Raw genomic sequence first — 22,322 nt, 5'->3', positions numbered from 1 at the left:
GCTTTTTTTCGACACCAGCGCAGGCACGCCCATCGCAACGACTGCACCGCCAGGTGCGGGTCGGCTGCCTCGGCAACCGCACCCCGGGCGTAGCGCGTACCGATTTTGCACGCCAGCCACGCAGCCTTGCCGCTGCACCGCGGGTTGCGGCCGGCGCTTAGAACTGCCAGCGCAGACCGACATTGGCATTGATGCTGTTGGCATCCGAACGACCGCGCTCGGCGCCCACGTTGCCGTAGATGGAGAAGGCATCGTTGAGCTGGTAACGCACGCCGACCGAGGCACGTGCCGACTGCTTGGACAGCGGCTCACCGGCCACGTTGAAGCGCGCTTCCGGCAGGCCGGTGAACCACGCGGTGAAATCAGAGTTCGGGTTGCCGAGCAGCGAACGGTAGGCGATCAAGCCATCGAAGCCCCACTTGCCGCGCACCAGATGGCCGCGTACGCCCACCTCGCCGTAGCCGGCGCGCAGCATATCGCTGTTGGCGCTCAACCCCAGGCCGGTGGCCGATGCCTCGCTGAAGGCATCCTGGGTCTGGCTGACCACGCCTGCGGCGATGAACGGCGACAGCCCAGCCTGCGGCATCAGGCCGACTTCGGCGCGTAGCGACCAGTTGGTGTCGTGGCGGCGATCCTGCAGGCGCTCGCCGATGCTGCCGGCCTGCACCGTGCGTTCGGTGTCCACGTTGCTCATGCCGTAGGAACCGATCCCGGACACATATGCCTGGCCGATCGGCTGATACAGGTACGCGGTCATCGCATAGCGGTCCGAGCGCAGGCGGCTGGCCGATGCGTCGATATGCGCACGATCCTGACCCGAACTGAGCGCCGCACCCACGATGGTGCCGGCGCTGCCCATCGGCAGATCCACGCCGACGGTGGTGGCCTGCTGGGTGTAATCGGCCGAGTCGAACCCCTTGCCGCCCAACTCGCCGTCCAGATAGCTGCCCTGCATCCAGGTGGTCAGCGACGTGGTGTCGGCCAGGTAGGGCAGGCGATCGGCTGCCACGCGCGCATCGTTGAGCGCGGACTGGAAGCCCAGCGTGCGCTCGATGCCGTGCACCTGACCGGCCAGGGTCGGCAGCGATGCGGCCACCTGCGCATCATTGGCCGCCAGCAGCGCGCCGGTGGCGCTGATCAGGCCACCCAGGTTATCGGTATCGCCGGCAGCCACACGCGTGTCCAGCACCTTGACCAGCGTATCGGCCTGGGTGGCACCGTTGACCACCGACTGCGGCGCACCGGCCGCCTGCGCGCTGGCAGCGGAGGCATTGCGGGTCAGCGTGGCGGTGACGGTGGTGGGGTCGTAGGCAAGCGAGGCGGTCCAGAAGAAGTTGTTGGCGTACTGCACGCGGTCGAAGCTGCCTTGCAGCGCGCCGGCCTTGACGATCCTTTCGCTGCTGCCGACGCTGTAGCCAGCCGCTTCCGGCAGCAACAGCAGGTTGCCCTTCAAGCTGGCCTGGCCGGTGACGGTCAGCCCCTTGCCCAATTCGATGGCGGTGGTGCCGGTGGTGTTGGCCAGGCTGTAGCCACCGTTGATGACCCCGCCACGCGATTCGAATGTGGCCGAGTTGAGCACGATGACGTCCGAGCGCAGGCTGCCGGACAGGGCGAGCACGCCGTCGCTGACGCTGGTGCCGCCGGTGTAGCTGTTGTTGCCGCTGAGCGTGAGCTTGCCTGCGCCGTTCTTGGTCAGGTTGCCGGCGCCGGAGATGTCGTTGCTGAAGGTGCTGTCGTAGCCGGACGTCACGTTGGCCGACCAGTTGTTGATGAACTGCGCCGGGCCCTTGATCGCCTTGGCCGCATTGACCAGGCCGAAGCCGTACAAGGCGTCCACGCCGGGGTCGCCCAGGTCGGTGGCGGTGGTCAGCAAGGTCTGCTGCAGGTTGGAGGCGCTCATCCACGGATACACACCGAGCACCTGCGCCGCGATGCCACTCACTGCGGCAGTGGAGAACGAGGTGCCGGCGATCTGGCCCTGCAGTTCGGTACCGGCCAGCGCCGGTGCGAAGTAGCTGCCCGGCGCCACCAGGCACCACTGCGCCGCGGCGCCGCAATGGTTGGAATAGCTGGTCAGGCCGGCGGCATTACCGGCGCTGTCGATGTTGACCGCGCCCACGGCCAGCCAGTTATTGCGCAGGCTGGCTTCCTGCACCGGCGTCGCGGCCGGGTAGGAGGCTTCTGCCGCGCCGTCGTTGCCGGTGGCGGCCACGATCAACGCATCGGCCTGCACCAGCGGGGTCAGCGCGTACTTCCAGGCCAGGGCCGCATTCGCGCTGCTGGCCGCATCCGCATACGAGGCACCGATCGACAGGTTGGCGATGCGCACGCCGGCAGCAGCCAGGTCCACCGCAGCGTTGCGGGTCTGCTGGGTGCCGCAGGAATTTTCGGCGCAGATACGCGCATAGAGCAGGTCCGCATCCGGGGCGATGCCGCCGGCGAAGCCGTCCTGCGCATTGCCCAGCACCAATGCCGAGATGACGGTGCCGTGGCCGCGCAGCGCGTTCGACGCCGATTCCGGTGTGCCGGGGCTGGCGGTGTAATCGGTGAACCCATCGACCTTGCCGCTGACCGGCGCGTAGCTGCCGTAGAGATTGTCGTCCAGCACGGCCAGCTTGACGCCCTGACCCTTGGCACCGGCCTGCTGCGCCAGATCTGCGTTGGTCGGCACCAGCAGGTTGCTGCCCAGGCCCTGGTAGCGGGCGGGCGCAGGTGCAGGCGCCGGGGCGGCCTTGGGCAGCGGATCGGCTGTAGGCGTTTCCGACGGCGTCGGGGTCGTGGGGGTCGTGGGGGTCGTTGGCGCGGTCGGCGTCGTCGGCGTCGTCGGCGTGGTGGGTGCAGGCGTCGACGGGGTCGGGGCGACCACCGTGGTCTGCGGCGGATCACTGCGGACATTGCCGCCACCGCCACCGCCGCCACAGGCGGTCAGGACAAGGCAGGAGGCGATGGTGGTTGCGAGTAGCGAGCGATTCATGGGTTGGTCGATTCCGATAGTGGCGCGCCGCAACTGCAAAAAACCTAAAATTTGGCGCAGACGATTCCAGCACCGGCGATCGCCGGCGTGGCATATTGGTTTCACGCGTTATTCACTTTATCCGCCGCGAATCTGTCCCCTCAGATAAGCGCTCCGGATAACACGGTAATGCGCCAATGCATTCGACCGTGTGCTTGCGAGATTGTTTAACGGCGCTAGCGATAAACTCTAAAACCTGAACGGACAGTTGCTATTCAGAGAAAAACGCTACGCATAGGATTCAACGATCTAATCCATAGCTAAATTGGATTAAAATCCCGCTACCAAGCCCAACCGCAAAGGAATGTCGGAGCGAACACAACAATAAGTGGTCACGAATCTCCAGGGGCGGCAATCCTAGATGCGATGCATATCGCAAGTAATCAGGAAATCCGTCGAAGATGTCGGTGAATGACCCACACGTTGTAGCGGATTCGACTGTAAGTTAGCAATGCTGGCAGACTCTTCCGTAATGCGTTCGCCGGATTTAGGCCTATCGAAAATCGCCTCGGCGTTATATTCACTTCCTGCCGAAGAATCATTATATCCGCTCGATTTATACTGACCGAAAGCGAGCGACCCCAGCCATTGTGCTTAATTCCTCGCATATTCCGCGAAAAAACGCGGGGGGCGCAATCGATGAAGCAATGGATATGCGGTGTTCCTCCGGCGCTGATAAGTGTCGTTCTGAAACCGTCAAGCTGAATGCAGGGGGAATATTCAAGCCAGTATTTCCGGATTCGTACGCGAAATTCTGCATTCCCCTACACCAGGTTTTCAGCGGTCTTCAGCTCGTCGAGAGGGGGCGCATCCACAAGTGGGGCGTGGCTACAGTGCCATCCCGGCACGGGCTGGCCGGTCTGGGCGCATGCCCACGTTGGCAGTAAGCCGCTGTCGCAGCGCTAGCGTCTGCATAAATGGTTCAAGTTCCGCCGCCACCGAATTTGGGCATGGCAGCTATGCTCGAGTCCGATGAGTACCCACAGCACCGAAAGCATGTCAGCCGAAGGCACCGACCAGGGCCTGCCGTACCGCGTGGTCGCTCGACAGCTCGGGCACCGGCGCATCGTCCTGGAGACCTTGCAGGTCTGTGGACATCCGGTGCCGCTGCCGACCGCGCCCACGTTCGGCTCGCTGCAGACCGCGCTGGAGATCGGCACCAGGCTGGCCGAGCAGTACATCGGCCAGTTGATCGTCAAGCAGGCCGGCGCAAGGTCTGCGCTGGCGGCGGGCCCGGCGCCGCGTTAGCGGCGTGCGACCGGGTTCGACCCGGCGCCGCCATCGGCAGCTGCATGCGTAGCGGCAGCACGCGCTGCGGTCATCGCAGCGTGCCGCAGGCTCACTGTGCCCTGGCTTTGGCCAGCGCCGCCTTGGCGCGCGTGCCCGCGGCCGCACCGACGCGCTTGTCCAGCACCTGGGCCAGCGCGTGCAGCTGTGCCTCGGTCACACCGATGTTCAAGCCGATCTTCAAATGCGACTGCAGTTGCGCCTCCACGCCTTCCAGGGCGGCGAGCACGCTGATCGTGGCCAGTTCACGGCTCACCCAGTCCAGGTTGTCGCGGGCAAAGATGTCGCCGAACAGATGCGTCTTGAGGTATTGGTCGATTGCCGGTGCAAACACGAACAACGGCCCGGTCACCGGCGCGCCGGTCAGGCGGGTCTGGTTGGCGGCGCCCAGTGCGAGCAACGCATCGCCGCTCGGTACCGGGCCAGGGTCGTGTCCAGGCGCATCGGCGATGCCGCGCAGCTTGCGTGCATCGGTGACCTGCATCAACGCGGCCAGTGCATTGAGGCTGCGTGGAAAGCCGGCGTAGGCATACAGCTGGACCAAGAGTTCCTTGCAGTCGCCGATGCTCATGCCTGCATCAAGGCCCGCCTCCAATGCAGTGTTCAAGCGCTCGATGTCGCCAGTGGCCGCAAACGCGGCAATCGGCGCAATGGCCTGCTGCCTTGGCGACAAGGTGGCGTGGGTCGTCATGGACGTGATCTCCGAAGGATGTGCTGCCGTGGGGGAGGGGCAACAGAGAACTAAGGCAGCTGCGCTCCACACCAGCGCAGCCGTGGGCAGGAGAGAGCGACGCAGCGCGCTCGCGCATGGCATCGCATCCCTCCACCGATCTAGGGGCAAGGCAGCGCGAATCCAAGCATCCGACGCCAAGCCGTCCCGCGTAAAAAGCGCCTTGGCGATGCACACATCACGCCGATCGAACGCATCACGGTTGCGCGTTTCATCGCTGTTGCCTTGCCATGGATGCCGGCAGCCAGCATGAGGCAGACGCAACGCCGCGCCATCCATCCAGCTTGCATGGTCCTATGAGCGGTGCTCATCACTGCAGACCCGCATCGGACTTCAAACCATCCTGAAAGCCTGCTGCCGATACTGCATGTAGGCGGCATAGGGCTGTCCGGATGCGCGCTCGATCGGGTGGGTCAGCACGCTTTAGTTGGAATCGTTGTAGCGAAACTGCGTGCCCGGATCGACTCCGGGTGGCAGATCCTTGAAGTCGTTTGTCAGGCTCAGCGCGTCGGTGTCTTCCCCTCGTGCCGCACGCGAGGCCGCGCGGCATCCGGCTGCATCGCCTCCCGATTCCCGACATCGGTCATTGCGGAGTCTGGCGCACTACGACCTCGTTCCCGGGGGTGACCAGCACGACATCGCCGGGCCGATGGCCGTCGAAGAAGGTAACGGCCTCACGCGCCAGTGCGGCGACCGTACGCGTCGTGGCCGCGGTGTCGGTCGCGCTGGCCGTGCCGGCCATGGTCGACGCGGTTGCCGGCAACATCATTGCGACTGCTTTCCTCTGCCTGCTCCTTCAGTGGATGGAGCCCAGCGTAGGGAGCGGCCTGGAGCACACATAGGGTTCCATGACCTACGTTCTATGACCTACGGTCGCGCCGGCGATCCAGGAGTTGCTCGGCGGGATGAGTGGTCTAGGCTTCCGACTTTTGTCGGTGCGGTCCATCGCACAGAAAAGACCCAGCATCACCGCGCTCATCACGTGGCAGCTGGCAGCATCGGGGCACGTTTCACCAACGCTCCCAATGAGTCCGCCATGAATTCCACTGCCATGCCCGCCCGATCCTGGGCCATCCATCCGTTCCACGCAGCCGTGCTCGGCGGTGTGTGGCCGCTGTTTCTCGGTACCTTGCTGAGCGACTACGCGTACTGGAGCAGCCATCAGATCCAGTGGGCCAATTTCGCCGCATGGCTGCTGATCGGTGCGATGGTGTTGACGACCATCGCGCTCCTGTGTGCGATCGTCGGCTTCGTTCGCGGAAGCCGCAACGTGATCTATGTGATCGCGCTCGGCGCCGCATGGATCGTCGGCTTCTTCGACGCCTTGCATCATGCGCGCGACGCCTGGGCGATCATGCCGGCGGCGTTGGCGTTTTCGTTGATCGCGACCGCGTTCGCCCTGGTTGCAACCTGGTCGGGGCTGTCCAGCCTGCGCGTGGGAGGTGCCCGATGAAGCGTCATACCCTGACCATCCTGTCGGTTTCCGTTCTCGCTGCCGCGCTTGCATCCTGCGGCAAGGCCCCCGAGCTCGCGCAACATGGCGCCAGCCCCGAATTGCCAGCGCCGGATCGTGGCCTGTTGCCCGACATGACCATCGCCGAGCCGACCGCCTGGGGCGATCGCAAGCCCACCGTGCCTGCGGGTTACCGCATCGCTGCGATCGCCACCGGGCTGGGCATTCCACGCCAGACGCTGGTGTTGCCCAACGGCGATATCCTGGTTGCCGAAGGCCGTGGCGGCAGCGCACCCAACCTCAAGCCCAAGGACGTGATTGCCGGAGCAATCAAGGCCAAGGGCAACACCTCGGTCAAGAGCGGCAACCGCCTGACCTTGCTGCGCGACGCCGATGGTGACGGCACGTATGAACTGAAGACCGTCTTTGCCGACAAGCTCAATGCACCCTATGGATTGGCACTGATCGGCAACGCACTTTATGTGGCAAATCAGGACGCACTGGTACGCTTCGACTATCAGCAGGGGCAGACCAAGGCCAGTGCTGCGCCCAGCAAGGTCACCGACTTGCCGTCGGCCATCAACCACCACTGGACCAAGGCCCTGACCGCCAGTGCGGATGGACGCTATCTGTATGTTGCGATCGGCTCCAACAGCAACATCACCGAGCGCGGCATGATTGCCGAGGTCGACCGCGCCCAGGTCTGGCAGGTGGATCCGGCAACCGGCGCCCACAAGAGTTATGCCACCGGCTTGCGCAATCCCACTGCATTGGCGATACAGCCCGGTAGCGGCGCACTGTGGGCGGTGGTCAACGAGCGTGACGAGATCGGTCCGAATCTGGTGCCCGACTACCTCACCTCGGTGCGCGAAGGCGGTTTCTACGGCTGGCCCTACAGCTACTGGGGTAAGAATGTGGACACGCGGGTCATGCCGCAGGATCCGCAGAAGGTTGCATCGGCCATCGTGCCCGATTACGCGCTGGGCTCGCATGTCGCCGCACTCGGTGTGGCGTTCTCGGCGACCGCAATGGGGACGCAGTTTGCCGACGGCGTGTTCGTCGGCGAACACGGCAGCTGGAATCGCGACCCACCGGTGGGCTACAAGGTGGTGTTCGTACCATTCCGCGATGGCCGCCCCGCGGGCAACCCGATCGACTTCGTCTCCGGCTTCCATGGCGACGATGGTCTGACCCGCGGCCGTCCGGTCGGCGTGACGCTCGACCCGCGGGGTGCATTGATCGTTGCGGACGATCTGGCCAATACGATCTGGCGCGTGACGCCGGATGCGGCGCCTGTGTCGCCACAACCGGCAGCGCAATAAGTCTGCCTGCATGCCCGGTTCCGCAAGGGACCGGGCGGCGCGTGGTGCTTGCGCGCGCCAACGGCGCACTGGGGCAGGGATGACCTGTCTCTCGGCAACGGCGAAACAACTGTCCAGAGATACACATCAAGGAATGACACCTTGTCCGTTACCTCGGGCACACCGCGTGTGCCCGGCCTTGAATGCGGCGGTTTGAACGAGATTCGATGAACGCCCCATGCCATGGCCTTCTCGCAGGCCGCGGCAAGGGATAGGCAGCGCCTTCCCGTTGGCATACAGTGCCGCCCCGCGTCGCTTGGTCGATGCGGGCACCAGCGCGATGGAAGCTGGTGAGCCAGCCGGCTAGACGCTGTCACCCAGGCAAGAACAGACGGACCACGCTCTGCCGATCACCCGAGGCTTGTTGTTGATGTTGTCCAGATGTTCGGTGGTTGTTGTCGTTGCGCTGTTCGCCTCACCCGTTATCGCAACAGAGCTGGTTGGCCGGGCAACCGTCACCGATGGTGACACCATCACGCTCGCGCAGAAGCGTATCCGCCTGTGGGGCGTCGATGCCCCCGAAAGCGCGCAGCAATGCACCAGCGATACCGGCAGCGCGTGGCCTTGCGGCCGGCGTTCCGCCGCTGCCCTGGATGGCTATCTGCGTGTTAGGACGGTTCGCTGCCAACCCAAGGATACCGATCGCTACGGACGAGTCGTTGCCGAGTGCTACGTGCAGGGACAATCGGTCAACCGCTGGATGGTGCAGTCCGGTTGGGCGGTGGCCTACCGCGAGTACGCCACCGCGTTTGTCGCCGACGAACGCACCGCGCAGCAACAGCGGCGCAACCTCTGGGCCGGCACCTTCCAGATGCCAGCCGACTACCGTCGCGGCAAACGCAACCAATCGGCACGGCGGGCTCAGGCGGCAGCACAGACGCAGCTGCCTGCGCACTGCGCCATCAAGGGCAATATCTCGAGCAAGGGCAGCAAGATCTTCCACATGCCCGGGCAACGCGACTACCAGCGGACCAGCATCTCACCTGCGAAGGGCGAGCGCTTTTTCTGCACCAGCCAGGAAGCGATCAATGCAGGCTGGCGACGTGCGGCAAGATGATGCCGGGCAGCGATCGGGGACCGATCGTGATCCACGGATTTCACGACGACGGCGATGGTTTCACCGGGTTGTCGCGATCGATCGATCCGGCCTGCGCAATGCCCCTGCCTTGAAACCTGCGCATGCTCGATCAGGACGAGGGGAAGGTTGCCTCGCCAGCCGGCCACGCTAATGGCCGACGAATGCCTCGATATTCTGGACCAGGCTGCGGCGATTGTAAGGCTTGCTTAAAAACATCGTCCGGCTGGGCAATCCCTTGGGAGAATGCCCTAACCCCGATGTCAGGATTGCCGGCAGATTGTTGCCGTCGGCACGCAGATACGAAATCAGGCCGTATCCATCCAGGAGCCCCGGCATCTGAAGGTCGGTGAACACGAGCGCTATCGCAGGACAATGATCGATTTGCTCCAGCGCACCTTGGGCATCGCTGGCAGTCACGACCGCATAGCCACTTTCGGTCAGCAACAAGGTGGCGATCTCGAGGGTATCGGCATCGTCCTCGACAATCAGGATCAGTTTTTCGTTGTGAGAGCCCATAACGCAGTTTTCCGAAGATGCATGCACCACACTACGTTTCCCACGCGAAAAACGCGTGATCGATTCGGCCACACTGAACAGCGCACAGGATTTTCCCGTCCATTGCTTTAGCTGAGTCGTCGTGCCGTTGCTGGATTCCACCAGGGAAGTGTCCTGGATGGACGCGTCAGCGACGTCAACGTGCATGCATTGGCATATCTGGCGCGTGTCGATGCCGCATACAGTGGGGCGGCTCCGGGCAGCATGATGGCCAAAGCGGTTCAGGCGACACGTGCGGCAAGCAGTCGCTGCCGCCGAGCGCGGCGCGTTGTCTGACCAAGCGAACGTCGCAGCACGGCGAGGCGGTCGCCCAACCGTTGCTCGGTGTCGTCCATACCCTGAAACAATGTGCTGGCTGGCAGCGACGCCGCCTGGTTGCCGACATCAGACATGCCGGAAACAGCTAGACGCTCTCGAGAATGCCCAGCGGCGTCACCGTGCATCGGTCCATCCATTGTCTGGCGTAATGGTGCGCGGCAAGCTGCGTGTCGAATCGCACTGCATGTCGTTGGCCGTACAAGGTGATTCCATCATCGAACGACACCAGGATCTCAGGGGAGAAAACGCCGTCCACCGGAAACGTATGTGCAGTCAATCGGTAACGACCGATTTGCCGAAACATCGTGGGGGTCATCATAACCTCGGTAGCGGCAGCGGCCGCCTTGCCGGTTGCAGTCAGTCAATACGCAATTGCACCTTGATCGCTATTTTTTCAATATGCAAGCGATATGGAGAATAATCTGCAGGCGGCAATGGAATCAAAAGAACGCGACCGCAACAGTATATGCACAGCCCGCTTATACAGATAAACATACTGTCTTGTGGCGCGGCAGCTAGCGCTGATCGACTAGCGATCAGCGGGATAAACTGATTTATCTACGCTGCCTGCAAACGCGATCGCTTCCAATGCGGGCAGGCGATCGATACGGGCTGGCGGTTCGGCTGCTTGCTGTCGCATGACGCGGTAAGGCGCTCAGCGACGCCATTAATTACCCAGCACCGGCTCGCCTGCCAGCACGGCCATTTCCAGGCGCGCCAGGTGATCGCTGAATCCGCCGGTCGCGCGGGCGATACGGCGTGCGCTGGTATTGACGACCGGCTTGACCAGGCGGGCAATCTGCATGCCCGCACGCTCCAATGCCGACACCAGCGCCACGTCTTCGCTGCACTTCAGCGCAGAGAAGCCACCGGCTGCCACATAAGCGGCCACACTCATGCCCAGATTGGCGCCATGCACATGCGGGTGACCGTCGCGACGAATCTCCTTGGCCAGGAAGGCTTGCCGTGTCTCGGGGCGGAAATCGTGCCAATCGGTCACTTCCACCACGCCACAGAACACATCGGCGGCACAATCGAGCTGCGCCGAGAGCCAATCCGGCGGCACGCAGGTGTCGGCATCGGTAAACGCAAGCCAGCGCGCCCCGCGCGCGATCGCGGCCGAGGCCGCCGCTGCACGCGCAATGCCGACGCCCCCGCAGGTAGTAACGGTTCTTGCGCCATGCGCGCGGGCGATCGCGCCGGTGCCGTCGGTGCAGCGATCAAGCGCGACATGGATTTCCACGCGCTCTCCACACAGGTGCGGATGCGCGGCTGCCACCAGAATGGACTGCAGGCAGTCGCTGATCAGATCCGCTTCGTTATGCGCCGGGATGGTGACCGCGATCATCGCAGCTGCTCCTGTTGCGCAATCGATGGGCCCGACATCCAGGCCTGCAACACGAAGTCCGCGTCCTGATAAACGCACAACGTGTCCATTGCCAATGCATGGTTCAGCGCGCCGTGGACCTGCTCGGCGCTGCGCAGCGCACCCTCGAAGGCATGCCGCCAGTGACACGCCACAAGACAGCCCCGGGCGGTGAGCGAGCGGGCGAACAGCGCGACGGTTTCTTCGAACGCCGGAGCTTCGAGGTAATAGCCCACCTCACTGAAGACAATCAGGTCGAACAGACCCTCCGGCCAGTCCGACGGATGCGCCGCCTGTTGCAGCGTGACCGCAGGCAGCCCCTGCACGCGCGCGCTCGCCAGCTCGACCGCCTGCTGCGACAGATCCGTGGCCAGCAGCGTGTCGCAGCGCGGCGCCAGTTGCGCGGTCAGCTCGCCGTTGGAACATCCAAATTCCCAGCCACGCGCGAACCTTGCGTAGGGCAGGGCACCGAGCAGGATGTCGCGCTTGCGCTGCTCGTACCAGCGCGAGCGATAGCCGAACGGGTCTTCATCGGCATACATCTGCTCGAAGTGCTCAACGCTCAGCACCGTCATCGGATGAAGACCTCAAACGGCCGCGCGAAGCGCTCCAGCACCGACGGCGGCAGAATCGGGTCTGCAACCGCCGGCGTGCAATGGCCCAACTGCGTGGCAAAGCAGGCGATGGCATCCTGCTTGGCACGCAGCACTGCAGGCGCCAGATCCAGGCGCACCGCAGAGCCATCGGCAAACACGGCGTCTTCCGGACGCGCCCAATGCCACGCCCAGACCGGGTACTGCAGACGCCGGGCAGACTGCGCCTTGCACGCAGCACGGGTCGCACGCGACGCCGCCTCATGATCGGGATGGCCATCGCGCTCCCAGGTCACCAGCACCGTGTCCTGCGCAGTGATCAGACTGCCGATGGTTTCTGCCATGTGCGCTTCGGACGCCGCCAGCGCACCATCGCCCAAGGCGAGGTGGATCAGTGCGCTCGGCAATACGCCCAGCTGCTGCGCCGCTGCATCCAGTTCCAGGCGCCGCGCCGGGCCCAGCACCTGCGGACGCCAACCGGGTTCATCCGGATAGGCCTGCTCGCCGTCGGTCAACGCGATGATCAGCACCGGCATGCCGGCGGCACGCGCGGCAGCAATCAATCCGCCACAGCCGAGCACTTCATCGTCCGGATGTGGCGCAACCACCACCAGGCGCTGGCTGCCTTGCAGCAGCTGCGGCAGGGTGACGCGTGGCAGCGCACTCAGACACGGCGCGGCGCGCCATGCCGCTTCCGGCGTGCCTGCGCCTTCGATGGGCCGCCCGGCTAGATCTTCCATGGCGATGCCTCCTGCTGGCACAGCTCGCCCAGGGCCTGCAGGTCGCGTTCGGCATGATGTTGCCGAATGAATACCGACACGTCGGCGCAGCGCTGCGCATGTGCGCGGTTATTGCACAACGGCCCTGGCCCCAATGCGCGAGCGACCCGGTCCAGCGTATCGCGTGCGACCGCTTCGACCACGCTGCGGACCTGCAGGACGCCACGCAGATGTGCCTGCTGCGGCTGCGCATCGATGCGCAAGGCAAGCTGACGCAACAACGCAGCGGCAGATGCCAGGCCTGCATCGATGGCGCCCAGATGCGCGGCCGCGTGCGGGTCCTTGCTCAGGCGTGCAGAGGCGCGCAGCACATCGGCAACTGCGGCGGTGGCGCCGAACCAGCACGCAGCGATGCCGGCGCCTCCATGCCAGAAGCCAGGTCGGGTCAGGTACGCGTCGGCCGCGCCGATCTGCCGCGCCGGCGTATCGGAGAAGCGGACATTGGCCGTCTCGATGCCTTGCATCCCCACTGCCTGCCACGCACTGCTGTCGATCTGTATACCGGGCTGATCCAGTGCCACCGCAAACAGGCAACTGCTGCCTGCATGGGACGTGGTCACCAGCGCATGCGTCACCTGCGCGGCGCCGGAACACCACGCCTTGGTACCGCTGAGCGTCTGCCCGGAAAAACGCATATCGGAGCCCGGCGGCTCGGCCGCCCACACCGCCCAGCGCTGTGTCGGCGTCATGATATCCACGCCCAGGTCGGCGCAGATGGCCTGTGCGTCGTAATGGGCTTCCAGCAACTTGGCCACGCACAGGTCTTCTGCCGCGATATCGGCCAGCGTCTGCCAGCGCTCCAGGGTGTGGCCGCGTCCGGGAAGCGGCAGCGTGGGATGTGTGCGGAGCCACCTGTCCGCAATCGAATGCTTGAGCCCGTCATTGACGGCTGAATCCGTGCTCGCCGTGAAGGCAAGGGTGTTCGATGAAATACGTGCGCTCATTCAAACAAGCTAAGCAGCACACGGTGCAAGGGGTGTGAGGCGTGAGGCGGGTTCTGGACCAGCGAAGCGAGCAGAAGTGCGGGCAGATCGTCACACCTCGCCGGGCGGATCGATACGCTGGAGACCGTTTCGTCGTAGCCGAACGTGGCGCCGCTGACGCGTCTGTATGCATGACCAGCCAGGCTCAGCAGCGCTGTTCAGTGCAGTGTTTGCCCATCTGAGTCGCGTTGCAGGCCATAGGGCGACACGGTGACGCACGTGCCTGCCTGCGTGCTCGACACCAGCACAGTGCAATGTCGCTCGGGTTCGGGATGCAGGAAGCGGCCACGTGTGCAGAACAGCCGCAGCAACCGGCGGCGGACTTGATTCGATAATTGACAACATACTGTCAAATGAGCAGCATGCTGCGGATGAGCACCCAAAACGATTTACTGGCTGTCCGCAACCTGGTCATCAAGATCTTCGAAACCAACGGCCGCCTGGTCGAGACCGGTAATGCACTGGTGCGTTCGGCCGGGCTGACAACCGCGTGGTGGCAGGTGCTGGGCGCCCTGGGCTATTCGCCGATGCCGCTGCCGGTGGCGCATATCGCGCGCAACATGGGCATCACGCGGCAGGCGGTGCAGCGCGTTGTCGATCTATTGCTGGAGCAGGGATTCGTCGCGCTCCAACCCAACCCTCATCACCAGCGCGCAAAGCTGGTGGTGCTCACGCGCACAGGCCGCGCTGCACTGGACGCCGCCGAAGCCGCCGCCGCTCCGCTCGACCAGCGGATGCTGGATCGCATCGGAGCCAGGCGCGTGGCAACCGCGCTCGCGGTGCTTGGCGAAATGAACCAGGTGATGGCGCAGGACCTCGCTGCGCCGACCGCGCCCGCTGAGGCACCACGCGTTTCCCAAAGAAAGGGCAAGCCATGAACACTGCCGTGCACCGCGATGTCGACACCGACGTCATCATCGTCGGCGGTGGCCCGATCGGCCTGACCACCGCCTGCGCGCTCGCCCATCACGGCGTCGACTTCCGTATCGTCGAACAACGCATGCATGCCAGGCCGCATTCGCGCGCCAACAATCTCTGGGCGCGGCCGCAGGAGCTGCTTCACAGCATTGGCATCCGCGATGCGCTGGCGGAAAAGTCGTATCGGATCACCAAGGTTAGCACCTTGCTCAATGGGCAGACCGTCGACCCGGTCGACATTGCCGATGTCCCCAGCCCGTACGCGCAGGTGCTCTACAGCGGCCAGGACGTCATCGAAACCGTCCTGGCCGAGCAGCTCGCGGCGAAAGGTGGCAGCGTCGAGCGCGGCCGCAGGATGGTCGGCTTCGAACAGGATGCCGACGGTGTCACCGTCACGCTGGCAACATGCAGCGACGATCACGTCGATGGCCCGACCGAGCAACTACGCTGCCGTTACCTGATCGGCGCCGATGGCGGCGACAGTGTCGTGCGCAAACAGCTCGGGCTGGATTTCGAGCCCAAAAAGTTGCCCAACCGCATGAACCGGCAGGTGGATGCCAAGCTGCGCTGGCGGCGCTCCACCGATTTCGATCAACTCTGGTTTTTCTATTACCCCAAGGGTTTTTGTGGTGTCTTGCCGGTCTGGGGCGGCTACCACCGCCTGTTTTTCCTGGCCGATGACGCCGGCATCCCGGAACGCGACCCGACGCTGGAGGAAATGCAGGCCATCGCGCGCGAGGTGACCGAAGACCCGACACTGACGTTGAGCGATCCGATCTGGCTGACGCACAGCCGCTTCCAGCATGGCACTGCAGCGCAGTACGCCAAGGGGCGCGTGCTGCTGGTCGGCGACGCCGGCCATCGCACCTTGCCGATCGGCGGGCAGGGCATGAATGCAGGCCTGCACGATGCGATCGGCCTGGCATGGCGGCTGGCGATGACCCTGCAAGGCAAGGCCGCGCCGGTGGTGCTCGACTCCTACAATGGGGAGCGCGGCGGCGAACACCGTGCGCTCGACGCGCGACAAGCGCGTGGCTTCCACACCAGCGTCTACCGCGGCCCGGTCACCGATGCAGCCATGGGCATCGCCGCCAAGCTCATTCCCACCATCGGCACGCTGATTCAGGGCTCGGACGATCTGCAGCAGTTGTCGGTGGCCTATCCGCAAAGCCCGCTCAACGACGATCATCTCGGCGGCCTGCGCGAACTGCTTCAGCGCCGCGTCCCGCACTGCGGCGACCGCGCACCCGATGCGGCAATCGTCGCCGCCGATGGCAGCTCGACAACGCTGTTCGCGCACCTCTACAACCCGGATGGATGGAGCTGGGGATGGTCGCTGCTTGCCTTCGACGGGCGGCAGCCCGATGCCATGCCACGGCTGCGCCTGGCGCTTGCCGAGCTGGACGCGTGGCCGTGGGTGCGGCCCAGGCTCATCCTGGCCGCCGCCGTACCACAGCCCGACGATGCCACCGCATTGTCGGACCTGGATGGTGCCGCGCATGCCGCCTACGGCATCGCGGACACCAGCGCGCTGATCCTGGTGCGGCCGGATGGCCACATCGCCTTCCGCGGCCGTGCCGATGCGCCGGAACTGCTGCGCGCCTACTGCGAACGCATCTTTGTCCCGGCGGTGCAAGGCACTGCAGGCTGAGCCTGCCGCGTCCCGTCCAAACCGGCCAACGCCGCTGCAAGCTGGCACCACCTGGAACGCTGGTCCCGCTTTGTTAGGATGCGCACCTGCGACCCAGGAGCCAAGCGCATGCCGCCAGCCGTGTTTCCCGAGCCCGAGCTGTTCCTGCCGGAGCGCGGCGAGCCGTCGTTGCGATGGGGTGTGCTGGGACCTGGATCGATCGCCTCCGCGTTCGTGAGCGCGCTGCGCAGCCATACCGGGCAACAGCCATTCGCGGTGGCCTCGCGTACGCGTGCGCGTGCCGAGGCCTTTGCAAGAACGTGGGCGATGCAGCGCGCCTATGACAGCTACGCGGCGCTGGTCGAGGACCGCGATGTCGATATCGTCTATATCGCCACCCCGCACAGCGAACATCTGCAACATGGCTTGCTGGCGCTGCGCGCGGGCAAACATGTGTTGATCGAAAAGCCCATCACCACGCGCGCCAACGATGCGCGCGTGCTGGTGCAGGAGGCGCGGCAGCGCGGTCTGTTCCTGATGGAAGCCATGTGGAGCCGCTACCTGCCGCACACTGCGGTGCTGCGACAACTGCTGGCCGATGGAGCGCTGGGCGAGCTTCGGCATGTGTTTGCCGACCTGAGCCAGCGCGGCCCCGACGACGCCGCGCATCGACAGCGCAATCCCGCGCTCGGCGGCGGCGCGCTGCTGGACCTGGGCGTGTATGCGGTGCAGCTCTCCTCGATGATCCTGGGCGCACCGACCACGATCGCGACGACCGGCGCGCTGACCGACACCGGCGTGGATGCCTTTTCGACCATGGTGCTGTCGCATGGCGGCACCGCGCAATCCACGCTGATCAGTTCCATCGTGGCCCGCAGCAGCTCCAGCGCCTATGTCACCGGCGGCCGAGGCCGCATCGATCTTGCCGGCGAGTTCCATAACCCGACTTCGCTGAGCCTGGTCGGCAACGACCACGCCAGCACGCCGGCGGTGTGGAGGGATCCCACCGGAATCACCGGCTACGCAGGCCTGTCGTGGCAAGCGACAGCCGCCGCGCGCTACATCGGGGAAGGGCGCACGGAATCGCCGCTCCATCCACTGGACGAAGTGATCCAGATCATGACCACCCTGGATGCGGCGCGCGCGCAGCTGGGATGACAGGCAGCGTTCTGCCTGGGCACATCCTCACGTCTGGACTGCATCGCCTGGCGCGTTGGCCGCAGGTTCGATCCCCAAACGCAAACGGCCCGGACGAGCCGGGCCGCTTGCAACGTGTGCGATCAGAACTCCTGCCAGTCGTTTGCATCGTGCGCAGCGCCTGCGGCCACCGGCCGGTTGACCGCAGGTGCCCGGCGTAGCGGGTTTTTGACAGCAACGGCGGGGCGGCCAGCAATCACGCGGGGCGGTGTCGCAACCGGCGTTGCCGGACGCGTGGTGCGTGTGCCGTCGTCGCTGATCTTGAACACCGACACTGCCTGGGTCAGCTGCACGGCCTGTTCTTCCATCGAGCGTGCCGCCGCGGTGGCTTCTTCCACCAGCGCGGCGTTCTGCTGCGTGGTTTCGTCCATCTGCGTCACGGTGGTGTTGACCTGTTCGATGCCGGCCGACTGCTCCTGCGATGCCGCGGAGATCTCGCCCATGATGTCGGTCACGCGCTGCACACTGGCCACGATCTCGGCCATGGTGGAGCCCGCCGTATGCACCAGCGTCGAGCCTTCGGCGACCCGCTCGACCGAATCGTCGATCAGGCTCTTGATCTCCTTCGCCGCCGCGGTGGAGCGCTGGGCCAGCGTCCGCACTTCCGATGCCACCACGGCAAAGCCGCGGCCTTGTTCGCCGGCACGTGCCGCTTCCACCGCCGCATTCAGGGCCAGGATGTTGGTCTGGAACGAGATGCCGTCGATGACGGAGATGATGTCGGCAATCTTCCTGGACGAGGCCTCGATACCGGCCATGGTCCCCACGACCTTGCTCACGATCTCGCCGCCTTGCGACGCCACGCCCGCCGCACCGATCGCCAGCTGATTGGCCTGGCGGGCGTGTTCGGCATTCTGGCGCACGGTGGAGGTCAGCTCTTCCATCGAGGCGGCGGTCTCTTCCAGATTGGCGGCCTGCTGCTCGGTCCGCTGCGACAGGTCCTGATTGCCGGCGGCGATTTCGCTGGCGGCAGCATTGATCGACACTGCAGAGTGCTGGATGCGGCCGACAATCTCCGCCAGTTGCGCGGCAGTGGCGTTGGCGTCGTCACGCATTTGCGCGAACACGCCCTTGAAGTCACCGGTCATCCGTGCGGTGAGATCGCCTGCGGCGATGGATTGCAGCAGCGACGACAGCGATTGCAGGTTGCCGTCGGCAGTGGCCATGAGCTGGTTGAGGCTATCGACCATCACATGGAAGTCGTATTGAAAACGCTCGGCATCGCCACGTGCGCTGAAGTCGCCATTGGCCGCAGATTGCGCCAGCTGCTTGATCTCGTGGTTCATCGCAGACAGGTTGGCCTTCACCTCGTCCATGGTCTGCGTCAGCACGGCTTTCTCACCGGGCAGGCGCTCCATGCTCTCGCTGAGGTCGCCGATCGCATAGCGCCCCATGATGCGTGCCAGGTTCGCCTGCACCGCCAGGTGCGAGGCCACCAGCGTATTGGTGTCCCCGGCCATGCGGCCGTAGTCGCCAGGAAACGCCGTGGCATCGATGCGGAAACTGGTCTGGCCATCATCGTGGCGCCTGGCCATGTCGCTCTGCGCGCTGAGCAAGGATTGCAGCTGCGTCTGCATGCCACGCATGGCGCGCAGCAGCCGGCCGGCTTCATCCCTGGCGTCACTGTCCACGTCGTTGTCCAACTGGCCGTTGGCAATTGCCTCTGCGGCCCGGGTTGCGCGTGCCAGCGGCTGGGTCAGGCTGCGGGTGATGAGCCAGGCGAGCAGGCTGCTGATCACCACCACGGCAATGCCACCGCAGATGATCAGCAGCTTGCCGCGATTCATCGACGCCACGGCGTCGGCGTAGGCTTGCTGGCTCTGGCCTTCCTGTCGCGTCACCAGCTCGCGGATCTTGTCCTGCCATGCCATCGTCGCCGGGCGCGCTTTTTCGCTCAGCAAGGCCTGCGCGGGCGCATTGTCGTTTTGCGCGGCCAGCGCCATGACCTGATCGTTGATCTTGCCCGAGATCGCGCGTCGTTCGTCCATCTCGGTGCGAATCTTGCGACCTTCCTCGGAGCTGGGCAGCGTATCGAGCTTGGCCCGCAACTCGTTGTAGCGCTGGCGCTGCGCCTTGATGGTGGTGAGCGCTTCGTTGTTGAGTTCATCGCTGGTGGCCATGGCATAGGTGCCAAGCGCAATCAGGATCGATGAGTTGGCATCCAGCATGCCGTTGCCGATCTGGATCTTGGCCATGCGGTCGAGCACGATGAAATCGAATTGCTGCCTTGCGTTGGCCAGGGTGACCAGGCCGGTTGCCACCAGCAGGCTCGACAGCAGGATCAGGGCACCGAAGGCGATGCCGAGACGGCGGCCGACGTTATAGCGTTGCAAATAAGCAGTCATGCGGGTCGTCCTGATGTCCAGTGGGTGGCACCGGCCGGCACCGCGTGATGTTCGCGTGAATGCCTCGGCAACGTGATAACGACGCGACAAAGGCAAACTTAAACCTTCCGCTCCAGCCCGCATTTAGCTGATATTTTCGTTCACGCAGGTCAGGGAAAAACCGACTGGCGGCGCCGCGACGATCCACGTGACACTGCTGACGCTGTTGCATCGGCAACATCGCGCTCGGTCCTGGCGCGTGGGTACACCCCAGGCATCGGAGACGGCGAACGTTTCGTAGCCGGCGTCGGGGTCGAGTTGTTCGGGGGCACCGTTGGTGGGTCTTGCAGCGCGGTCGCCGCCCATGCTCCGGACGCCATGTCGCGCGCCATCCCTGACTCACTCAGCCGCGACGCCCCAAGCCTGATCATGCGTGCCATGAACAGCAGTACCCAGATCACCGCGCGAACGATCACGATCACCCCGGCAGGCCCAGCATCGGCTGGCAGCGAGGTCGTGGTGCACTTGTCGGCCAGCCCGGACCCGCGCTGGCAGGCATGTTTCAATTTCATCGTGCAAGGCCGCGATGGCTTCTTCCTGCAGGGCAGGCCGGTATTCGACAACGCGAGCTTTCACGGAATCTTGCAGGCCGGGCAGGCCGAGGCCTTTCGCCAGGAGTTGCCGGATCTGCTGGTATCAACCGCTGCGCTTGCGCGTGCCCAGGTGAACAAGGACGCGGCGCGATAACCGGGCGGGGGCGCCCGTGCGAGATGCCCAGAAGGCCGTATCTGTGGGGTCAATCGGTGGCCAGCCTGAAGAAGCGGCATCTCGCAACGGCTATTTGTCCGCACGAACGAGGCTACCCGTCTGCACGCTGCCCGCACATCCGCAAGCGATGCACCACCGCTTTAGCGTGCGAACCGGGCGCGGCCTGTAGGCGTTGCGCGGGGCTGCAGATCCAGCGCCATGTCCCACCGCTCCAGTCCGGGCGCATAGCCGTCCACCGTCACCTGCTGCACGACAAAGCCGAAGCGGGCGTAGAACTGCTGGGTATGTTGACTCGTATCCAGTACGACGCGCCGGATGTCCGGCCTCTGGCGCAATGCGTCGAGCCGGGCCAGGAGTAACTGCGTTCCCACGCCGCGGCGGTGCAGGCTCGGATGGACCATGCCCCAGCACAAGCTCGCCGTGATGCCATCGGCATTGATCGCATAACCGGCGCAGCCAGCAATCTCGTTGCCACGCTCCAGCAGTTGGTAGTGCCACGCCGCGGCGTGCTGGATCAGGAAGCCAGCGAAGTCGACGCGTTCCCCGACACTGAAGAACGCCGGCACATTCGCGTCGAACAGGGCCATGCACACATCGAAGTCCTGGGAGTGGTACGGCCGAATCGTGTCCATGTGCGTAGTCTGCCCCAGACGCGCAGGCGATGTAGCGGCATGGCATCGCGTGCCGTCTGAACACAGCTCGCCAAGGAGCGACAGCCTCAGGTCCATCTGTCACCCTGGCCACGCGGCAGCAGGGCGAGGGCGCGGCGCACCTGCTTGCATGCTGTCGCCAATGCCTTGATCGCAGCGACGCATGCGTTCGACACAGCAGCGGCTTCGGCGTGCTGCTGATCGCTGTGGAGCCAACCGGGCGGATCACGCGCATCGACGCGCAGTTTGAGTGCCGGCGGCATCGGTCTGGATGAGACGGGCCACGGCTGCATGACCTGCAGACCAGGCCTTCTGCGGTGCGCAACAAGCGGGGACACCCCGCGCTTGTTGCGTCGCCTGGGCTCAGGCCCGGTCCGTCGCCTCGCGCACGAAGTCTGCATAGCTGCGCAGCGGTCGCCCCAGGATGGCCTGCAGTTGTTCCACCGTGCCGTCGGCCGCCTGCATGCCGTGGGTCTGGATGCCGGCCATCATCAGGCGCATGTCGTAGGCCAGCCAGGATGGGCCGTACGCGGCCAGCTGCGCTTCGAAGGCGGCCACGTCATCGCCCGCGTAGGCGATCTCGCGGCCAATCGCCGTACTCCAGACCTTCGCCGCGGAGGCTCCCGTCACTGCATGTGGTCCGACCAGGTCGAGCGTGATGCGCGCAAGCGCGGCAGGTGCGCGGTCGCGTCGCAGCAATTCGACCACCGCGATGTCTGCGATATCGCGCGCATCGATCATGGCCACACCGGCCGCGCCGATCGGCATCGGGTAGATGCCGTACTGCTGGATCGTCTGCTGGATCACCGCTTCGTTCTGCATGAAATACGCAGGACGCAGAATCGTCGCAGGAATGTCGAGGCTTTCGATCATGCGCTCGACGGTGTGCTTGCCGGTGAAGTGCGGCACGTTGGTGAACTTGTCGGCATGGATGACCGACAGGTACACGATGCGTTCGATCCCTGCGTCCTTTGCCAGGTTCAGGGCGATCAACGCCTGCGTCACTTCGTCGGGAGTGACTGCGTTCAACAGGAACAGCGTGCGCACCGACGACAACGCGGCACGCATCGACGCGACGTCGGTGAGATCTGCGATCACTTCGGTGACACCCGTCGGAAAGGCGCGCTTGCCAGGCTGGCGAACCAAGGCCCTGACCTTTGCGCCTGCGTCGGCAAGGCCCTGGGTCACGAGGGAACCGATGGTGCCGGTGGCACCGGTAACGAGAATGCTCATGTGAATCTCCTGCTGTGAATGGATGGGTGCATCAGCGCGACATCTCCGCAGCGACTGGCGTTGCGGTGACGAGACGATAGGCCGTT

At 64.8% G+C, this 22,322-nt stretch carries 19 protein-coding genes; 8 read left to right on the top strand and 11 right to left on the bottom strand.

Annotation, left to right across the window (positions count from 1 at the left end; all coding sequences use genetic code 11):
• Positions 1 to 157 precede the first annotated feature (157 nt).
• Complete coding sequence (locus EO174_RS16255) at positions 158 to 2,974, bottom strand: S8 family serine peptidase (RefSeq protein ID WP_126945903.1); 2,817 nt, start codon at positions 2,972 to 2,974, stop codon at positions 158 to 160.
• Positions 2,975 to 3,985: 1,011 nt separating this feature from the next.
• Here EO174_RS16255 and EO174_RS16250 point away from each other — a divergent pair.
• On the top strand, positions 3,986 to 4,261 hold the full coding sequence (locus EO174_RS16250; RefSeq protein ID WP_104648747.1) for a hypothetical protein: 276 nt from the start codon (positions 3,986 to 3,988) through the stop codon (positions 4,259 to 4,261).
• Between the two features lie 91 nt (positions 4,262 to 4,352).
• On the opposite strand, the gene EO174_RS16245 is transcribed toward EO174_RS16250, so the two are convergent.
• Positions 4,353 to 4,991: a carboxymuconolactone decarboxylase family protein gene (locus tag EO174_RS16245; RefSeq protein WP_104582625.1), complete on the bottom strand. Its 639-nt coding sequence runs from the start codon at positions 4,989 to 4,991 to the stop codon at positions 4,353 to 4,355.
• Positions 4,992 to 5,613: 622 nt separating this feature from the next.
• Positions 5,614 to 5,799, bottom strand: a complete 186-nt coding sequence (locus EO174_RS16240) for a hypothetical protein (RefSeq protein WP_164740238.1) — start codon at positions 5,797 to 5,799, stop codon at positions 5,614 to 5,616.
• 267 nt (positions 5,800 to 6,066) lie between these two features.
• On the opposite strand from EO174_RS16240, the gene EO174_RS16235 reads away from it, so the two are divergent.
• From EO174_RS16235 to EO174_RS16225, 3 genes are all read left to right on the top strand, one after another.
• The gene (locus EO174_RS16235) at positions 6,067 to 6,483 is read left to right on the top strand and encodes a hypothetical protein (protein ID WP_104582623.1); all 417 of its coding nucleotides are present in this window, start codon (positions 6,067 to 6,069) and stop codon (positions 6,481 to 6,483) included.
• The gene (locus EO174_RS16230; protein WP_126945897.1) at positions 6,480 to 7,805 is read left to right on the top strand and encodes a sorbosone dehydrogenase family protein; all 1,326 of its coding nucleotides are present in this window, start codon (positions 6,480 to 6,482) and stop codon (positions 7,803 to 7,805) included. The genes EO174_RS16235 and EO174_RS16230 overlap by 4 nt, the downstream gene beginning before the upstream one ends.
• 409 nt (positions 7,806 to 8,214) lie before the next feature.
• Complete coding sequence (locus tag EO174_RS16225; protein WP_126945894.1) at positions 8,215 to 8,901, top strand: thermonuclease family protein; 687 nt, start codon at positions 8,215 to 8,217, stop codon at positions 8,899 to 8,901.
• A 168-nt stretch (positions 8,902 to 9,069) separates the two neighbouring features.
• Here the strand turns inward: EO174_RS16225 and EO174_RS16220 are convergent, their stop codons facing one another.
• From EO174_RS16220 to EO174_RS16195, 5 genes are all read right to left on the bottom strand, one after another.
• Positions 9,070 to 9,438 carry a response regulator gene (locus EO174_RS16220; RefSeq protein WP_104582620.1) on the bottom strand — a complete coding sequence of 123 codons (369 nt, stop codon included), beginning with the start codon at positions 9,436 to 9,438 and terminating at the stop codon, positions 9,070 to 9,072.
• A gap of 1,024 nt (positions 9,439 to 10,462) precedes the next feature.
• The gene (locus tag EO174_RS16210) at positions 10,463 to 11,143 is read right to left on the bottom strand and encodes a glycosyltransferase family A protein (RefSeq protein ID WP_115677044.1); all 681 of its coding nucleotides are present in this window, start codon (positions 11,141 to 11,143) and stop codon (positions 10,463 to 10,465) included.
• Positions 11,140 to 11,736 carry a class I SAM-dependent methyltransferase gene (locus tag EO174_RS16205; protein ID WP_115677043.1) on the bottom strand — a complete coding sequence of 199 codons (597 nt, stop codon included), beginning with the start codon at positions 11,734 to 11,736 and terminating at the stop codon, positions 11,140 to 11,142. Before EO174_RS16205 ends, EO174_RS16210 begins: the two co-directional genes overlap by 4 nt.
• Entirely contained in the window at positions 11,733 to 12,494 is a 762-nt protein-coding gene (locus EO174_RS16200; protein ID WP_115677042.1) for a PIG-L deacetylase family protein, read from the bottom strand. The genes EO174_RS16205 and EO174_RS16200 overlap by 4 nt, the downstream gene beginning before the upstream one ends.
• Positions 12,482 to 13,477: an acyl-CoA dehydrogenase gene (locus tag EO174_RS16195; protein WP_164740237.1), complete on the bottom strand. Its 996-nt coding sequence runs from the start codon at positions 13,475 to 13,477 to the stop codon at positions 12,482 to 12,484. Before EO174_RS16195 ends, EO174_RS16200 begins: the two co-directional genes overlap by 13 nt.
• Positions 13,478 to 13,869: 392 nt before the next feature.
• On the opposite strand from EO174_RS16195, the gene EO174_RS16190 reads away from it, so the two are divergent.
• The 3 genes from EO174_RS16190 to EO174_RS16180 all read left to right on the top strand — a co-directional run bounded on the left by EO174_RS16190 (position 13,870) and on the right by EO174_RS16180 (position 17,222).
• On the top strand, positions 13,870 to 14,394 hold the full coding sequence (locus tag EO174_RS16190; RefSeq protein WP_241240032.1) for a helix-turn-helix domain-containing protein: 525 nt from the start codon (positions 13,870 to 13,872) through the stop codon (positions 14,392 to 14,394).
• Complete coding sequence (locus EO174_RS16185) at positions 14,391 to 16,085, top strand: FAD-dependent monooxygenase (protein ID WP_126945891.1); 1,695 nt, start codon at positions 14,391 to 14,393, stop codon at positions 16,083 to 16,085. The genes EO174_RS16190 and EO174_RS16185 overlap by 4 nt, the downstream gene beginning before the upstream one ends.
• A 108-nt stretch (positions 16,086 to 16,193) precedes the next feature.
• Complete coding sequence (locus tag EO174_RS16180) at positions 16,194 to 17,222, top strand: Gfo/Idh/MocA family oxidoreductase (RefSeq protein WP_126945888.1); 1,029 nt, start codon at positions 16,194 to 16,196, stop codon at positions 17,220 to 17,222.
• A gap of 122 nt (positions 17,223 to 17,344) precedes the next feature.
• Here EO174_RS16180 and EO174_RS16175 read toward each other — a convergent pair whose 3' ends face one another.
• Positions 17,345 to 19,606 carry a methyl-accepting chemotaxis protein gene (locus tag EO174_RS16175; RefSeq protein ID WP_126945885.1) on the bottom strand — a complete coding sequence of 754 codons (2,262 nt, stop codon included), beginning with the start codon at positions 19,604 to 19,606 and terminating at the stop codon, positions 17,345 to 17,347.
• 417 nt (positions 19,607 to 20,023) lie between these two features.
• Here EO174_RS16175 and EO174_RS16170 point away from each other — a divergent pair, with 417 nt between their 5' ends.
• Positions 20,024 to 20,332: a hypothetical protein gene (locus tag EO174_RS16170; RefSeq protein ID WP_126946073.1), complete on the top strand. Its 309-nt coding sequence runs from the start codon at positions 20,024 to 20,026 to the stop codon at positions 20,330 to 20,332.
• A 161-nt stretch (positions 20,333 to 20,493) separates the two neighbouring features.
• On the opposite strand, the gene EO174_RS16165 is transcribed toward EO174_RS16170, so the two are convergent.
• Both EO174_RS16165 and EO174_RS16160 read right to left on the bottom strand, forming a co-directional pair.
• Entirely contained in the window at positions 20,494 to 20,940 is a 447-nt protein-coding gene (locus tag EO174_RS16165; RefSeq protein WP_126945883.1) for a GNAT family N-acetyltransferase, read from the bottom strand.
• A 426-nt stretch (positions 20,941 to 21,366) separates the two neighbouring features.
• Positions 21,367 to 22,236, bottom strand: coding sequence for an NmrA/HSCARG family protein (locus EO174_RS16160; protein WP_126946070.1), 870 nt, complete (start codon positions 22,234 to 22,236; stop codon positions 21,367 to 21,369).
• Positions 22,237 to 22,322: the final 86 nt, after the last annotated feature.

This window comes from Xanthomonas sp. BRIP62418 (assembly GCF_003993495.1).
GTDB classification, from domain to species: Bacteria; Pseudomonadota; Gammaproteobacteria; order Xanthomonadales; family Xanthomonadaceae; genus Xanthomonas; species Xanthomonas euroxanthea.
Note: the sequence above shows the minus strand (reverse complement) of the source record. Positions and strands in the feature narration are given on the sequence as shown.

Coding starts and splice junctions, on each gene's coding strand:
- EO174_RS16220 (WP_104582620.1), bottom strand. CDS start 9,438: ATGGGCTCTCACAACGAAAAACTGATCCTGATTGTCGAGGACGATGCC.
- EO174_RS16175 (WP_126945885.1), bottom strand. CDS start 19,606: ATGACTGCTTATTTGCAACGCTATAACGTCGGCCGCCGTCTCGGCATC.
- EO174_RS16200 (WP_115677042.1), bottom strand. CDS start 12,494: ATGGAAGATCTAGCCGGGCGGCCCATCGAAGGCGCAGGCACGCCGGAA.
- EO174_RS16170 (WP_126946073.1), top strand. CDS start 20,024: ATGAACAGCAGTACCCAGATCACCGCGCGAACGATCACGATCACCCCG.
- EO174_RS16225 (WP_126945894.1), top strand. CDS start 8,215: ATGTTGTCCAGATGTTCGGTGGTTGTTGTCGTTGCGCTGTTCGCCTCA.
- EO174_RS16205 (WP_115677043.1), bottom strand. CDS start 11,736: ATGACGGTGCTGAGCGTTGAGCACTTCGAGCAGATGTATGCCGATGAA.
- EO174_RS16160 (WP_126946070.1), bottom strand. CDS start 22,236: ATGAGCATTCTCGTTACCGGTGCCACCGGCACCATCGGTTCCCTCGTG.
- EO174_RS16255 (WP_126945903.1), bottom strand. CDS start 2,974: ATGAATCGCTCGCTACTCGCAACCACCATCGCCTCCTGCCTTGTCCTG.
- EO174_RS16240 (WP_164740238.1), bottom strand. CDS start 5,799: ATGATGTTGCCGGCAACCGCGTCGACCATGGCCGGCACGGCCAGCGCG.
- EO174_RS16190 (WP_241240032.1), top strand. CDS start 13,870: ATGAGCAGCATGCTGCGGATGAGCACCCAAAACGATTTACTGGCTGTC.
- EO174_RS16195 (WP_164740237.1), bottom strand. CDS start 13,477: ATGAGCGCACGTATTTCATCGAACACCCTTGCCTTCACGGCGAGCACG.
- EO174_RS16230 (WP_126945897.1), top strand. CDS start 6,480: ATGAAGCGTCATACCCTGACCATCCTGTCGGTTTCCGTTCTCGCTGCC.
- EO174_RS16245 (WP_104582625.1), bottom strand. CDS start 4,991: ATGACGACCCACGCCACCTTGTCGCCAAGGCAGCAGGCCATTGCGCCG.
- EO174_RS16185 (WP_126945891.1), top strand. CDS start 14,391: ATGAACACTGCCGTGCACCGCGATGTCGACACCGACGTCATCATCGTC.
- EO174_RS16165 (WP_126945883.1), bottom strand. CDS start 20,940: ATGGCCCTGTTCGACGCGAATGTGCCGGCGTTCTTCAGTGTCGGGGAA.
- EO174_RS16235 (WP_104582623.1), top strand. CDS start 6,067: ATGAATTCCACTGCCATGCCCGCCCGATCCTGGGCCATCCATCCGTTC.
- EO174_RS16180 (WP_126945888.1), top strand. CDS start 16,194: ATGCCGCCAGCCGTGTTTCCCGAGCCCGAGCTGTTCCTGCCGGAGCGC.
- EO174_RS16250 (WP_104648747.1), top strand. CDS start 3,986: ATGAGTACCCACAGCACCGAAAGCATGTCAGCCGAAGGCACCGACCAG.
- EO174_RS16210 (WP_115677044.1), bottom strand. CDS start 11,143: ATGATCGCGGTCACCATCCCGGCGCATAACGAAGCGGATCTGATCAGC.